This is a genomic window from Bacillus sp. F19 (genome assembly GCA_023823795.1).
Classification (GTDB): Bacteria; Bacillota; Bacilli; order Bacillales; family Bacillaceae; genus Bacillus_P.
This window is the reverse complement of record CP085711.1, coordinates 95,792-111,128: the sequence shown is the minus strand read 5'-3', so window position 1 is coordinate 111,128 and position 15,337 is coordinate 95,792. Positions and strand designations below refer to the sequence as shown.

13 protein-coding genes are annotated in these 15,337 nt (G+C 38.0%); 1 reads left to right on the top strand and 12 read right to left on the bottom strand.

Going from position 1 to position 15,337, the window contains the following annotated elements:
• Positions 1 to 168: 168 nt before the first annotated feature.
• From LIT25_26475 to LIT25_26460, 4 genes are all read right to left on the bottom strand, one after another.
• The gene (locus LIT25_26475) at positions 169 to 255 is read right to left on the bottom strand and encodes a hypothetical protein (GenBank protein USK36772.1); all 87 of its coding nucleotides are present in this window, start codon (positions 253 to 255) and stop codon (positions 169 to 171) included.
• On the bottom strand, positions 255 to 479 hold the full coding sequence (locus LIT25_26470) for a hypothetical protein (GenBank protein USK36682.1): 225 nt from the start codon (positions 477 to 479) through the stop codon (positions 255 to 257). The genes LIT25_26475 and LIT25_26470 overlap by 1 nt, the downstream gene beginning before the upstream one ends.
• Before the next feature lie 153 nt (positions 480 to 632).
• Positions 633 to 1,379, bottom strand: coding sequence for a GntR family transcriptional regulator (locus LIT25_26465; GenBank protein ID USK36681.1), 747 nt, complete (start codon positions 1,377 to 1,379; stop codon positions 633 to 635).
• A 355-nt stretch (positions 1,380 to 1,734) separates the two neighbouring features.
• Positions 1,735 to 3,138 (bottom strand): hypothetical protein, encoded by a 1,404-nt coding sequence (locus tag LIT25_26460; GenBank protein ID USK36680.1) that lies wholly within the window; start codon positions 3,136 to 3,138, stop codon positions 1,735 to 1,737.
• A gap of 1,178 nt (positions 3,139 to 4,316) precedes the next feature.
• Between LIT25_26460 and LIT25_26455 the strand changes: the two genes are divergently transcribed.
• The gene (locus LIT25_26455; GenBank protein ID USK36771.1) at positions 4,317 to 4,526 is read left to right on the top strand and encodes a hypothetical protein; all 210 of its coding nucleotides are present in this window, start codon (positions 4,317 to 4,319) and stop codon (positions 4,524 to 4,526) included.
• Between the two features lie 16 nt (positions 4,527 to 4,542).
• On the opposite strand, the gene LIT25_26450 is transcribed toward LIT25_26455, so the two are convergent.
• The 8 genes from LIT25_26450 to LIT25_26415 all read right to left on the bottom strand — a co-directional run bounded on the left by LIT25_26450 (position 4,543) and on the right by LIT25_26415 (position 15,221).
• The gene (locus LIT25_26450; protein ID USK36679.1) at positions 4,543 to 6,168 is read right to left on the bottom strand and encodes an L-lactate permease; all 1,626 of its coding nucleotides are present in this window, start codon (positions 6,166 to 6,168) and stop codon (positions 4,543 to 4,545) included.
• A 28-nt stretch (positions 6,169 to 6,196) separates the two neighbouring features.
• On the bottom strand, positions 6,197 to 7,156 hold the full coding sequence (locus LIT25_26445) for an L-lactate dehydrogenase (protein ID USK36678.1): 960 nt from the start codon (positions 7,154 to 7,156) through the stop codon (positions 6,197 to 6,199).
• Positions 7,157 to 7,565: 409 nt separating this feature from the next.
• Positions 7,566 to 10,934: a metallophosphoesterase gene (locus tag LIT25_26440; GenBank protein ID USK36677.1), complete on the bottom strand. Its 3,369-nt coding sequence runs from the start codon at positions 10,932 to 10,934 to the stop codon at positions 7,566 to 7,568.
• On the bottom strand, positions 10,916 to 11,080 hold the full coding sequence (locus LIT25_26435) for a hypothetical protein (protein ID USK36676.1): 165 nt from the start codon (positions 11,078 to 11,080) through the stop codon (positions 10,916 to 10,918). The genes LIT25_26440 and LIT25_26435 overlap by 19 nt, the downstream gene beginning before the upstream one ends.
• A gap of 324 nt (positions 11,081 to 11,404) precedes the next feature.
• Positions 11,405 to 12,187 carry a DeoR/GlpR family DNA-binding transcription regulator gene (locus tag LIT25_26430; GenBank protein USK36675.1) on the bottom strand — a complete coding sequence of 261 codons (783 nt, stop codon included), beginning with the start codon at positions 12,185 to 12,187 and terminating at the stop codon, positions 11,405 to 11,407.
• Between the two features lie 287 nt (positions 12,188 to 12,474).
• Positions 12,475 to 13,023: a DinB family protein gene (locus LIT25_26425; protein USK36770.1), complete on the bottom strand. Its 549-nt coding sequence runs from the start codon at positions 13,021 to 13,023 to the stop codon at positions 12,475 to 12,477.
• Positions 13,024 to 13,299: 276 nt separating this feature from the next.
• Positions 13,300 to 14,319: a hypothetical protein gene (locus LIT25_26420; GenBank protein USK36674.1), complete on the bottom strand. Its 1,020-nt coding sequence runs from the start codon at positions 14,317 to 14,319 to the stop codon at positions 13,300 to 13,302.
• A 38-nt stretch (positions 14,320 to 14,357) separates the two neighbouring features.
• The gene (locus LIT25_26415) at positions 14,358 to 15,221 is read right to left on the bottom strand and encodes a hypothetical protein (GenBank protein USK36673.1); all 864 of its coding nucleotides are present in this window, start codon (positions 15,219 to 15,221) and stop codon (positions 14,358 to 14,360) included.
• Between the last annotated feature and the right edge of the window lie 116 nt (positions 15,222 to 15,337).

The following is a 15,337-nucleotide window of genomic DNA, read 5'->3' as shown; positions in this document are numbered from 1 at the left end:
TGACACATTTTAACAGAGTGTAAATACAACGTAAATATTTTGTAATATTGATATATTGTTATAGCTATATAATTCAAAATTCAAATCCTGTGTAGACAGGATTTAACGAATATTCAAAATAACAAACTTACCCTGTCAGGCCTGAATATCATCCTGATCTAAAATTGCTTAAAACACATTTAATAGAACACCCACAATTGTAATAGCTACTAATATGAGCAGAACTTTTGTCCCACTATACTTTTTCTTGGAAATTAAATACCGGCAAAATAGGACTGCAAAAAGGGATAGGAACCCTGGGAAGAAACCGTCTCAGATCTTTTGTAATTCAATATTTTCTTTGCCATTCGGAACATTTTCTTTGATAAAATCGTTTTCAATTCATTAGATAGAACAGATACGATTTTGCTATATCCTTCCCAAGCATCTTGATCATAATTGGATATAACTATTTCAGTAGCTTTATCATATTTAGACATGTTCGCCCTCCTTATTGACATAATGTTATGATATTAAAAACTATAATATTTCCACTAAAGAAAAAAAGATATTTAACATCAAATGTTATGACAATAGAATCCCCCACAAAAATTATCTATTGCAATACTTTTTTGAAATTTTAGAATTTCTCCTTAAATGGTCGAATTAATGTCAATATAATAACGATATTGGTCTCCAATAAAATAGCATTCTGTATATTCTGCAAAATCAATATCTTTACAAAAAGATTTTCTTACCCGTTTTAGGACTGGAGTATCTTCTGCAATATTTAATTCCCCTATTACTTCTTCCGTTGGCTTTACTGCTTCTAGATATTCTTTAATCTTCGAAATGTGAATACCTTTTTCATTTAACATTTTGGATAACGATCCATAATAATCCTTTGGGTCTGTTGGTAAAATAACAGTTGTTTTAATAAACGTTTTAAAATAGACCATTACATTATCTTCGGTACCTCGTACCCGTCTTATCTCATATACATTTTCCCCTGCAGAAATATTTAATTGCTTCGCAACATGTTGGTCTGCTTGGACTATTGATATCTTTGCTTTTTTAGTAGTTGCTTCTTTTCCTAGTTCATTCATTTCAAAAGTGAAGCCTCTAACATACGTATAATGGTTATTTTTTTCTTCAAACTGCTCGTTTTGATCTAATACAAAAGTACCTGTCGGTCTTTTTCTAACTAAGTACTCTTCCCAAACTAATTCATTGATGGCTTCCCTAACAGTAATTCTACTGACGTCATAGGTTTTACAAAGCTCTAATTCAGAAGGAATTTTATCACCTGGATTCCAAACCTTGTTTTCGATTTTCTTCTTGATATCATTCTTCACCTGAATATAGAGGGGTGCCGCCTCTTTACTTGTATCCAGTTTCATTTTCTGCAAACTCCCTTCCAAACATCAAATGCTTTTTACATTCTTTTCTTCCCTAATATACGATAATTTTCAGCTCTAGTAAAATAAAGAGAAAGTGTCTCACTGAAACATTCAGAAAGGCACTGCTGCAATTCTTTACTTATTATACGTAATTTTGAGCCTAACGATGTATCAAGAACGGGCGCATTACATGATATCAGGAGCTAATCAGCACTCCTTTACTATGGAAAGTTCTGGGCAGTTTAATTCAACAAAATTCAAATGAAAATTTAATATAGAAGAAAGTTGCTTCAGAGCTTTGAAGCAACTTGAAAATCTTTTTATTATGACTCACTCTTTAACCACAAATGGGAGGTTATTTCTGCAAATCAAACTGGATGTAGTCCATTTGATAAGAACCACGTTCAGTGATATGGACAGTGTAGGAATGAGTTCCTTGTTCCAGATATCTATACTCAAATTCTTGAAGTGCATAAATATCGGAACCCGTAGTGTTTACCACTTCTATCTCCTCGCTAAAATCTCCATCCCATTCTAATCTGATTTTACCCGTTGGATAAAAAATTGGAGTAACTTTCGCAGTCCCAGACACGCGACCTGAGATTTTATACAAACCTGATTTCGGAATGTTCACTTCATATTTAGCCCATTCCCCCGCCTCGTTTGATTTTACAACGATCGCACCAGTTCTGTCAGCGACATCAATCCAGTCAAAAAATCTTGAAGGGTCATTGTAGTTTGGATCAATATCATAATAACCGACACCCTGTCCACCTGGTAGATAGTCCTCTGCCCCAACACGGACGGTTCGATTTCCTTCTTGCGCATCCCAGAACTTCATATTACGTCCGTCGCGCCAGTAATCCATCGCCTCGACATTGTCGGTTTGCATAATGTTCGCACCAAGGTCCGTTACAGCTTTCCATCCAAGATTTACATCCCGCAGTGATGCCTCATCTGTATATCTCCCGGCAAGGCCATACCACATGACGTTGACAAAAACCCTGCTGTTTTTCTGAATTTGTTTTATTTTCTCCGGTTGAATTTGTGGATCATTTAAATCATTAAAAATGACCTCATATGCTACTGGCTGGCGTCCTGGGAATGTGTCTACTGTGTCAGCAGTGTTAGGAGTGCCATCATTAATAATGTGCATATACAGAATTTCCGGATCCTTTGCCATAAATTCTGCCGCTTCTGCCACATTTGGGCTTCCCTTGAACAATCCATGATCAACAGTATCCGTTTTGACAAGCACGTCGTACATTTGCTCACGGATTGGCCAGCCTTTATCAAGGTTTACGATAGCACGATTCTTGACTGCAAGCATAGCTTCCTCCAAAGTGGGAACCGTGTAGTCCGTTAACTTAGCCGTTTGTCCACCAAAACCTTCTTTTAGGCGGAGCTCCTTAATTTCTGCCAGAGTGAAATCACTAACCTTTCCTGTTCCGTTGGTGGTTCGGTCCACAGTTGTGTCATGCATTAAGACAGGTACCCCGTCCGCTGTCAGCATAACGTCGATTTCGACGATTTCAGCGCCGTCCTTGATCGCCTCTTTAATTGCCCCCAGCGAGTTTTCCGGGTATTCACGGTGCTGCCCACGGTGTGCTGTAATCATAAGAGGAGCATTTTTTCGATGATCTAGCAGTTTAGAATGAAGCTTATCAAATTCTTTGCTATCAGTAATAGACGATGGAGTTACCATAGAAGCACTAGCTTGTTGTGTTGCCCCCACATTTGCAATCGTAGTTGCTGCCAAACCAACTATAAGTAATTTTTTTATCTTCATTTTTTTATTCTCCTTTTGATGAAATAAGTAGGACTGCCAAAATCAGAACAGTTTCATTATATTGCTTTATACTAGACTATAAATATCATTTACCTAAACTTAACAAAATTTTACAAAAAACAATAGATTCATATATGATTAACAATTCAGTCAGGAAATATGAATAACAATCCATGTATTTCCGTTTCCGTTGATAAATGTTAAATAAAATCAACCACTGTTTCAGGCGAACATTTTTTAGTCCTCCTTTTATTGGCTTACGAAATAAATTTAGGGAAAAATAGATTCTAAAGTCATTCTCCTTTGTAATTATGATTTTTGGATTTTCTTTTCCTATTTTTAAGGTTTTTTCTTTTCCTCCTTTTCTTTTTAATCATGGGTTGTCCCTTTTGAAGCCGAAGCGCTGATGTTCCCCAAAGGGGGATGATTTTTCCACTTTTGCAAGGAGAACGAAAAACACGTATAGGCAGTCGGTCAAGGGATTAGCATAAAAAGTTTTTTATGTTGCGAAAGCGATTTTAATAAAAAAGTTTTTTGCCCTTGATCGATTGACTCGCCGTCTTCGTTTCCTGTCGGAAAGGTTCGGGTACCTGCCGGCTGGAAAAGTAGTCGGCTTACGCTGTTTTACGATTCGGATTCAAAAGGGAAAAGAACAATGAAAAAGCAGCCGTAAATGGCTGCTTACCCTGCAATCTAATATTCTTTTATCTCGTCATTTTCTGGTATTCATGCTTTCGACTCGTTCGGTATGGCGGCTGACCGCAAATGGGACAGGAACCTACGGAATGTTAGTGTTTTTCAGATCATTTAATGCCGAAGCGACACGTACACCATGACAGAAAGAAGTTTTCCCCTTTCTGATCAGTCTGTTGTGCTGCCGCCGAAATAGCTTTTAAAAGGAAAAGAAGTCTAACTGTGCTTCATAGGGAAAAAGAATCCTCATTTTTATACTTATAAGTTCTAAACAAACGTTTAATTAAATAGTGGCCGTAAGGTAGTGCCCCAAATACAAATATATCAGAAGGATATTCAAATAGGTAGAAGATGGATTTAAGCATTAATGATAATGGAATCTTACAGAAAACGGATAAAGGAAACTTTGAAAAGAAAATTTCAGGTCTCCAAACTTATGTTATTTTGGAGCTGGAATATTCACAGCAATAGCCCCGCTAAGCTTTTTTGCCTCTCTGCTCTACACCAATGTTTCTTACACTAGTGCTGCTGCCTCCATAGAACCAATCATTACGGTTATATTAAGCAAGATATTCTTAAGTGAAGAAGAATTTCTCACAATTCGAACTGTATCACAAAAAATAGGGCGTGGCTTTCACGACCTATTTTTCTTACTCTATCTATAGAGGGCGTTACATTCTATTAGATGCCAAAAAGAGATAAAAGATAAGTCCATATGCTGATGAGGACAAGCAGCGCCAGACTATATATGATTGTCATTCTAAGTAATGTGGATTCTTGACCCGTTTCTTGTACGGCTGCTGTTGCAATGGCAATAGATTGTGGTGAGATCAGTTTGGCCATCACCCCACCACTTGTGTTGGCTGCAAGAAGGAGAGAAGAACTTGTGCCAATCTGTGTACCTGTCACGACTTGAAGATTTCCAAATAAGGCATTGTTGCTTACAACAGAGCCAGTGATAAATACGCCAATCCATCCAAGAACAGGAGAAAATAATGGAAAGATGTCGCCTGTTTTTGCGAGTGAAAGACCGATTGAAGAAGAAAGGCCTGCATAGTTTGAAAGATTGGCAAATCCCATAATGAAACAGATGGTTAAAACAGGGATCCAAAGTTCTTTCAGAGTATCTCCTAAGCTCTTAAAGCCTTGTTTTAAAGTAATTCCTTTACTAAACATACCTGTTAACATAACTGCTAAGAAAATCGCCGTACCTGTTGCAGAAATCAAGTCCAGTTTAAAGATTGCAGCTAATGGTGTTTCTGCCACAGCAATAGGTGGTACTTTCACGATTTGACCGTCTAATCCAGGAATCGGTAACAGTAATGTTGTTTTATAGAGGAGACCTCCTTCTAAAAAGAGAGCTTTGAAAGCTGGAAGACTCCAGATCGTAATCATTCCTGTCAAAATGTAAAACGGAGACCAAGCAAGAATAGTTTCTTTAAGAGAGTAGCTTTGCTGTACGCCCGCCTCTTCGTCAGGATTTTCACGATAGATATTTTTAGGCTGCCATTTATTTAAGAAAAGTGCAAGAACGGCCATACTCATAAGAGCAGAAATAATGTTTGCTAGCTCTGGCCCTAAAAAGATAATAGTGAATGTTTGAAGAACTGTATATGTTCCACTCACGACAAGTAAAGCTGGTAACGTTTCTTTTATGCCTTTCCATTTGTCGAGGATAAAGACAAGTAAAAATGGAACAATAAATGAGATAAAAGGCAGTGTCCAAGCCAGTGTCCGGGATAAATCGATTGGTGCCATATTCCCCATTTGCGCACCGACGATAACAGGAATTCCAATTGCACCAAATGCACCAGACGCAGCATTTGCGATTAAACAAAGCATCGCAGCTTTCAATGGACGGAACCCAAGTTCTGTTAGTAAGGCAGCAGAAATGGCTATTGGAACACCAAAACCGGCTGCCCCTTCTAAAAAGGCATTGAAACTAAAGCCGATCAGTAATACCTGAAGTCGTTGGTCTTGAGAGATATTTGCGATACTTCCTCGAATCACGTCAAATTTCCCTGTTTTAACGGCAATTTTATAGAGCCAAACTGCCATGATCACGATGTAGCCGATTGGCCACAAACCATTTGCAATCCCATGTAAGACTGCAGCAATTGCTTTTGAAAATGGCATCTGGAATAAAAATGCCGATACACCTATGCTAATGATTAGTGTAAGAAGGGCTGCGATAATACCCTTCATTTTGAATACAGTCAGACCCAAAAGAAAGAATATGACAGGAAGGGCAGCAACCAAGGCTGATAAGTACGTGTTATTCAATGGATTATAGTCTTGAATCCACATGATGCTTCCTTCTTTCTATTTAAAGTAATTATTTTACTTCTTCAAAATAAGGCGCCAAAATGTCTTTTAAGACATATGCACTGTGTTGGAATTTTTGTTGTTCTTCTTGATTGAGTTCTAATTCGACAATTTCTCGGATCCCATTACGATTAATGATTGCAGGAACACCCATGTACACATGCTTTTCACCATACTGGCCATCCAGATGAGCAGAGACAGTTAACACGCTATTTTCATTATGGAGAATGGCTTTTGTAATTCGCACAAGTCCCATGGCGATGCCGTAGTAAGTAGCACCTTTACCTTCGATGATTTTGTAGGCTGCATCACGTACATTAATAAAAATCTCATCTAAGTCTTCTTTTTTATAGTGTTCTTGGCGTTCAATCATTTTCAAAACGGGAATACCACCCACGTCTGCAGAACTATAAACAGGTAGCTCGCTGTCACCGTGTTCTCCGATGATATACGCATGCACATTTTTCGGTGCGACATTAAAGTAATCTCCTAGCAGGAAACGGAAACGAGCTGTATCAAGAATGGTACCAGATCCAATAACTCGTTCTTTTGGTAACCCACTATAATGCCATGTAGCGTATGTTAAGATGTCAACGGGATTGGTTGCAACAAGAAAGATGCCATCAAATCCACTAGCCATGACATGCTCAACAATTTTTTTAAATATCTTCAGATTTTTATCCACAAGATCAAGGCGTGTTTCTCCTGGTTTTTGGTTCGCTCCTGCACAAATAACAACTAAATCTACATCTTCACAATCTTCATACTCTCCAAATCGAATATTTGTTGGATCTGGGGCGAATACTTTCCCATGATTCAAATCCATCACATCACCAATTGCTTTTTCTTTATTTACATCAATCATAATCAACTCATCTACAATTCCCTGGTTCATAAGAGCAAAGGCGTAGCTTGATCCTACAAATCCTGTTCCAATTAATGCGACACGGCTTACTTTTTCTTTTGTCATAAGTTTCATCCTTTCATCTCATTAAGTTTGCAAAAAAGGAAATATAGTTTGTGAAATATTTCACAATCTAATAGTACATCACTTTTTTCCATATTACAATCCATTTTCAAAAAAAAGGCTGAATCACAAGTGAGTGATTAGCCTTTAGAGATTTATAGGAGAATAAATTATATGTTAATCCTATCCACAATTCCCCATGGAGTCTGTATAAGCTAGGTAAATGGCTTCCTAGCTTTTTTAATTTTCAATTCATCTAAATAATATCCAAATATCGGCACAAACTACGCCATTTAATTGAATAACGAATAAGTTTTTTATTAGCTAGTATTGGAAATTCTTATTTATTAATCCTCATCAATCTCATCTTCAAATTCAGAATTCAATACAATAAATTCTTTTAAGTTAGAAGCTAATTCTTTACAGTTTCTGTTTCATGGACGCTAGTCTCCGCAGCCGGAAGCACCGGCGCGAAAATTTTCATTTCCGACAAGCCGACATTTGGTCCGCTTCCACCGGATACCTGGAATTTGACCCATGTCACCGTCTTGTCAGGGAAAGTTACAGAATAAGCGCTCCCGTCATTCGGGATTCCTGAAACCGTCACAGTGCTTCCGTCGCTAAAGGTAAGCGTTCCGCCGGGCGCCCAGTCAGCTAAATTGGGCCGATCATGAAAGATAATCTTGTTGAACGTTTGATTCGTTTCCCAATTCAGCTGGATCCATGGATTCTGTTCTCCCTTGGACGCCCATTCGCTACTACCCGATTGCCCTATGATGCCATCGAACGCTTTGTCGGGAGAATAATTGTCATTGAAATACGATGAAGCGGTAACTGCGGCGGTCCACGCTGGGATCTTATTAACCGTTACTTTAATGCTTGTTGTCAAAGGCACGTTATTGGGATTTTTCACCCCAGTTGGCAAAGTTACAGTTCCATTTACAGTAAAGGTCTGTGCTGTCTTTACAGTGGGATCATAGTTTGAAGCATCTACATTCCATGTCACATCGGCATCCACCCTGTTTTCTAGATCGGAAACCAAGGATACTGTCTTTGGCAATCCAAGGGCGTCCGCTGTCTTCGCCGTTCCGATTGTCACCTCTGTTATGTCAGCAGGCGCAGTGATGCTGTTTAAATTAAAACTTTGAGCCTCAATGTCAATGTCCTGCGACGAACGGTTATACATGGAATCGTCGGCGAATACCCTGAGTATATATGGAGTAGTCGGCGACAAATCTGTAAACTTATAATGTCTGTATTCATCGAATGGTTTGTCTAGCGGAAGCGACAGGCTGTTAAACGATTTGTCCACTTTCCCCGTGAGCTTGTTGATAAGCTGAATATTATATTCCAAAACGCGCACATTGTCATTTGCTTGCTTTATTGTAAAAGCAAGTTCGTTGTTTTTGTAGGAATCGACCGTAATACCCTCTTCAAACTGCGGAGCTATGAGTTCTCTTATATCGCTCCTGCTATAGGTAAAGGCATCTTTGCCTTCACCAACGACTTTTACAGAAGGTGTCCCTACATATTCATCTGTACTTAAATTATACTGTTTGATGATCATTTTTGAACCGTAAACCTCTATGAAATTCGCGATGCGGGGTGTGGTATGGTAGTTGATATACGAGCCTTCTATATATCCGCCGTACGGACCGTTATCAATATAACTGGAATATGAACTCGCACCGCTGTCGAGATACGTAGCCGCACCTTGATAGTGAGAACGTTCGTCGGTCGGGTCGTATTGCGTATGACCTGACATATATACCACCTGCGAAAAGTTATTGTCAGCAATATATTTACCTACAGCATTACTTCCCGCGCTGCTCCATGCCGATCCCCACGCGGTTCCGCTTATAGGGTAGTGAGAAGATACAAATATCGGTTTGGTTGGATCGTAATCCTCTTCTTTTTTAATTTGGTCGAGGAAATTGTTGGTTTTTCCCACCGTATTGCTGTTGTTAAAATTTCCGTCAAAACCCACAAAATTATATCCTTTTACCTTTACCCTATAAGCATCGTTATAGAAATTGTTATCGTATGAATTCGTTGACTCGTTCCACGCGCCCGCCGAACCGATAGGTATTAAATTTTGGGAGCCGGCCATATCATGGTTGCCTCTTACCATATAAAGCTTCGTATTGTCAAACAGTCCCTCACTTTTAAGTTTATTGTGTACGTCTGTCAGGTGCTTCATCCACACATATTCCTCAGCTTTGTTACCGCCGGTAACGTCGCCAGGAATAAAGAGTACGTCGGCCTGTGGGAATAGTCTCAGTTCTGTTCTGTAATCTTTTTCAATGCGTGCGTGTGTTGCGGGATTACCACTGATTTCCGGGTCGCTGTCCACAATCATATTTAAACCGGCGGGAGTTAATGTTTTATTGCTTTTTTGATAGATGAATAAGGCGTTTTTTAGTTCACGTACGTAATAATTGATGGTTTCCTGTGTATATAATTTTACTTTTTGCGTTGTTGCAACCGTAGTTGCCGTATTCAAAACCTTTTTCAAATGATCAAAATCGGTTTGGCTGAAGCCTTTGCCGAGACCGTCTGCTATTATTGTATTTGCTTCTGATATTGTGTCGTTAAGTGCGTTCATATCTACTTTATTTACAGCGTAACTATTATAATTAGCTTGAACTACATCACTGCTAAATGCACCTTTCCAAACATTCAGATCAGCTATATCGAATGAATTACCGCCATGTTTGCCCAATCCGTCGCTACCTATATTTAATGGGTTCGATGTATCTAAAGTTCCGATTCCAAGCGAAGTTTCAGTCATTTTGTAACCATCAATATACAACGATCCGAGCATTTTATCTCTGTCTACAACAAATGTCACGTAACGCCAATCGGAAGCATTAAACGTGTCGCGCCCAAATTTTACTGATGTGGTCGGGAATCCTAAATTCATATTGACCGAATTGGCTGATGTATAAATCGCCCAGCCTTCGTTAGAGCTCTTAGTAAAATCCTTGTTTGATAATATGACCTGATTATTGTTAGTGTCACCCTTATACCAGAAGGATGTGGTAAAACTGTCATTACCAAAATTCAAGCTATGCGTCGTACCGACATAATTGCCGTCTCCGCTTTCTAAGTGCAGAGCTTTGGTCCCGGGTAATACACCGTCTACATAACTATAATTTCCTTTCCCTTCCAAGTTCTCTTGATTTGCATCGTCCTTTAAATTATTGTCGAATTTCATCGATGCAATAAGGGGATTGGCATTTAATACTGCGTTCGTGGGCAATGAAGTTTTTCTGTCACCATTTGATGGTAAACCAACTACAACGCGTAATTTTTTACCAATATCATTTAACGTTACGGTGTAGCTTTTGGATGTACCACCCGATTTGACATTAATATATTTATTGCTTATACGTGATTCCTGTACTTGCCATTGAAATGTTAGATTTTTGCCCATTGAATCATCATCCATGATTACACTGGCGGTGATCGTTTGACCGTAAACCGGCTGCATATTGTCGATTTTGACGATATTGTCGTCCGACTTGTTTGTAAGTGCGTCTGCGGTGGTCGATAACATAACGAATATCATCGTGAATGCGAGGGTAATAGATAAAATTCTTTTCATTACAGAAAACCTCCATATTTTAAGTATTTTAAGAGTCTGTTCAAAAAGCTTGTAAAATTGAGTAAAAAACAAAACCGCAGCGAAACTTTGATGCGGAATATTGATTATATCGATCATGTCGACGACTCCATTGTGCTGAAGAAGGTCGCCCCGCTTTACAAAGATGGCGGGCATCCTCCCATCGATCGGGATGAGAGGAGATTTTTCGTCACGGAAATCCCCCTTTCGAGTCCAATATTGGAACCTTGATTTTCTCCTTCTACTGCTCTCATTAAACTGAAATGGTGCTTTAATCCTGGTACGCCGATATTTTGAAACATCACCTCCTAGAATAGGGGGAATACATGACAATAGACGCCACCTCAAAACAGCATAAAATATAACATACTCACACAAATTACCTATTGTATAAACAAATAATACACAATCATTATTGATTTTCTGTAAATATCGTGTAAATTATTGTTGTTTTTTATGAAAAATCACACAAAAACACACAATTGCACATAAATAGCTGATGGTGGATTTTATTTTCCTGGCTGCAAAAAATAAAAGATTTACTTTGCTACTTGAAATTTGAGGAGAGAAGCTGAAATGAGATAAACTGAGTTTAAAAAACACATAAAAAAAAGGAAAGTAGACGGCTACTTTTCCTTCAAATTAATCTTATTCACAATTTCAATACCTTCTTTTTTATATTTCTGCAGTACCTTTTCGGATAGGTTTGAATCAGAAATAATACGGTCAATCCTATCAAACTGGCAAACCTTCAATAAGGATGCAACATCAAATTTGCTGCTGTCTGCTAAGACAATACAATTTCGAGAATTCCCCAGCATCTTCATTTTTACTTGGTATTCACCTAATCCGTAATCCGTTAGTCCTTCCGTCAACGAAATGCCGCTGATACTCATAAAAAATGTATCGATATGAAATCCTTTGAAAAACTCCTCCGCGGTCTGACCTACGATGCACAACTCTTCATTCCTTAGCACTCCCCCCGGCATCAAAATCGTATAATGAGGCATTTCTGAAAGTTCTTTGGCAATGATTAAGGAATTTGTTAAAATGGTAAGTCTTTGAAACCTGCTTTTTAATTCTTTCGCCAATTCGGTATTTGTTGTGCTGACATCTAATGCAATGGATTGTCCTTCTGTAACATAATGTGCAGCAATCTTCGCTATTTCCATCTTTTCCTCAATATTTTTGGTTTCCCGCAATGAGAAATTGATTTCTTGACTGTTCGCATTATCTAAAACCGCTCCACCGCGCACCCTTCTTATATACCCTTCTTTCTCGAGATATTCAAAATCCCTGCGGACTGTTTCGGTAGACACACCAAACGTTTTTGTGATCGAAGACACCTTGACAGACTTATTTTTTCGTAAGCATTCCATTATATTTTCATGACGCTCATGAGCTAACAATATTTTCACCTGCTTTAGTTATTAGGCAAATTTGGTATTTCTTAATTTTTTTACTTATTCTATAAATAACACAAATTCGCATAAGTTCACAACCTAACTCATGTGAGATTTTTGTAAAGTTTTTACATGTGTATACGTACATACAAGCTTTCTCAGTATTTTTCTACAAAACTATCCAATATAAATAAGATATGTTTGAATGAACATAATTTTTGGAAAAATGAAGAAATAACCAAAAGGCTGGGTTGTAGCCAGTATAAATCGGTATAGATTGAAAAATTGACAGCTCATATGCTGTCAATTTTCTCTTTATTCGGTCTGCTTTTGTAGCAATTTTTGATTATGCGTATTTGCCCGCGATGGCTGATTTCGTCTTCAAATACGTGAAACCATTTAAAATAATTATTAGCAGGCTTGTCGTACCAAAATGGTGTTGTAGTGTATAGCCATTCATCAGGAAGTGTTTGAAATCTCTGTAATGTATTATGACGCACAGTATGCAGCTTCTCCAAGTAAAATTCAATAGGATAGTTTTTTATTTTCTCTCTCCCCAATTCTCCAAGCTGTAATGCGGGTTCCCAAATGGATAGCTCATCAACCGTAAGCTCACGATTTTCAAATGTGTGAACCTGATAGGCGACTTCTACCGCAGCCATATGTAACAGAAGCATCCCAATCGAATTTGCATGATCGTAAGATAAGAAATCTAGCTCCTTCACACTTAAATCGGAAACATCTCGCAGCGTTGTAAATCGTGCATAATTCATCATAGAAACTAATCTCGAAAATTCTAAGCTCAAGTTGGGCATCTTTTCAATTAAAAATAAACGATCCATATCCATAGCCTCATCTCCTTCTCTAAAGTTATAGTTCTATTTACTACTACATATTTCCTTTTTTATCGTCTACTGCTAGGCTGGATAAGCGCCCTTTTCTGGAATAAGGAAGATTTAAAATGATAGAAAATAACTTATTCTTACTTTTTAAAATTGGCTACTATTCCGGTATCACTTCATCGCTGCCAATATATACTTTCTTAACGATCAAAAAAACCCTGCGGAGATTACTCTCCACAGAGCTTTACGACAACTATCGGGGGTGTAGCACCACCCTTATTCTTCAGTTGTTACTTCTTCTACTACTACTTCTTCTACTACTGCTACTTCTTCTGCTACTTCTTCTTCTACTACCTCTTCTTCTACTACCTCTTCTTCTAAACCAGCAAGAACAGCAGAGTTAGAAGAAGCATGTATTTTAGCTTGCTCGCTAGCATTTACACTTGCCATAGCATTTAGCTTGTTTTCAGCAGAAGGATTTACTGTTTCTTCCGTTGCTTCTTCTTCAGCCGCTTCTTCTTCTGTTGCTTCTTCTGTTGCTTCTTCTTCTGTTGCTTCTTCTTCTGTTGCTTCTTCTTCAGTCGCTTCTTCTTCTGTTACTTCTTCATTATTTGAAAAGTGTACTGCTGAATTAGCTGATGCGTTTGCTTTTGCTTGCTCGCTAGCTCTTTCGCTTGCCATTGAGTTTGCTTTATTTTCTGCAGCTTCTTCTTCTGTTGCTTCTTCTTCTGTCGCTTCTTCTTCTGTCGCTTCTTCTTCTGTTACTTCTTCATTATTTGAAAAATGTACTGCTGAATTAGCTGATGCGTTTGCTTTTGCTTGCTCGCTAGCTCTTTCACTTGCCATTGAGTTTGCTTTATTTTCTGCAGCTTCTTCTTCTGCAGCTTCTTCTTCTTTAGCCGCTTCTTCTTCTGTTGCTTCTTCTTCAGTCGCTTCTTCTTCTGTTACTTCTTCATTACTTGAAAAATGTACTGCTGAATTAGCTGATGCGTTTGCTTTTGCTTGCTCGCTAGCTCTTTCGCTTGCCATTGAGTTTGCTTTATTTTCTGCAGATGGATTTACTTTCACTTCTTTTTCAGCTTTTTCTTTCACTTCTACTTCTTTTTCAACTTTAACTTTTTCTTTCACTTCCACTTTCTTTTTAGCTTGGACTTTATGTTCAACCTTGGCATTGTTCATTTCCTTACTGTCTTTTTCTGCCGCTTCGCTCATTTGAACACCGAATCCAATAGAAAGTGCACCCGCTAAAATTAAAGTTTTTACAACAGTTTTACCGTTTAATAAATTGATTTTCATTTTTATTTCGCTCCTTCATATCTTAATAAATTTTAATTTTATATAGTACTTAAGAAAGAAAGAGCAAATTTCGGTGGTGGTGCTGGCGGCGCGTTTACCCATTGGTTACGATAAACATGTTGACGCAAAACAAAAGGTTCTTTAAATCTAACTCCCAATTGACCTGTATAATCATTCAAAAAATCCATTTTGATCTTATTGCTCCCTTTATAATCATTTGATAAACCAAAAGGAGTTTTAATGGATTGTTGAACTTGGAAAATATGTAGCTCCCATACCTTCTTATTTGGTAATGGAATTGGCAATTCTTCCTTTGAACTTTCCACTTCTTTCGAAACGTTATTGGAAATAGTGGATTCAACTTTCTCAGTATTAGAATTACTCTCGTTGTTTGAATAAACTTCCTCAACATAATGAGGCTCTTTATTCCGATCCGAGACAGGTTCCTTTATTGGTAAAAGGTTTCTTTTTTTCGTTTTTTCACCTTTTTGACTTAAAGAATCCGTTCCCTTTCGTTTTTGTGGGGATGGATCTGGTTTCTTTTCTTTTTCCTGGTTTTGAACTACTTTATGGACCGCTTCTTTTGCTTTGTCATTTGCTTGGTCAGGTAAATCATTTGGTTTGCCTTGATTTTTAACAGAAGCGTTAACATTCTTACTTTTATTCACATTAGAAGACTGTTCCTTCGCTTTGTCACTTATATCGTTTATTTTTGTCGATTGTTGAACATTAGCTTTCTGAACATCAGCTTTCTGAACATCAACTTTCTGAACATTAGCTTTCTGAACATCTTTCCCATTTACTTCGGTCTGATTGACCCCATTTTCCGCAAATGCCATAGACGGCATAAATACAGCCAACAGGAATAGTAAAGGAAGAAACACTACGATACGCACGTACATCACTTCACCTCCTTTCAATGTTTGGCAATTACTCAACTATATTATTCCAAAGAGGTTAGTAGTTTTTGTAGGTATGAATAATAAAAATGTAAATCTTTGCTTATATATAGACCACT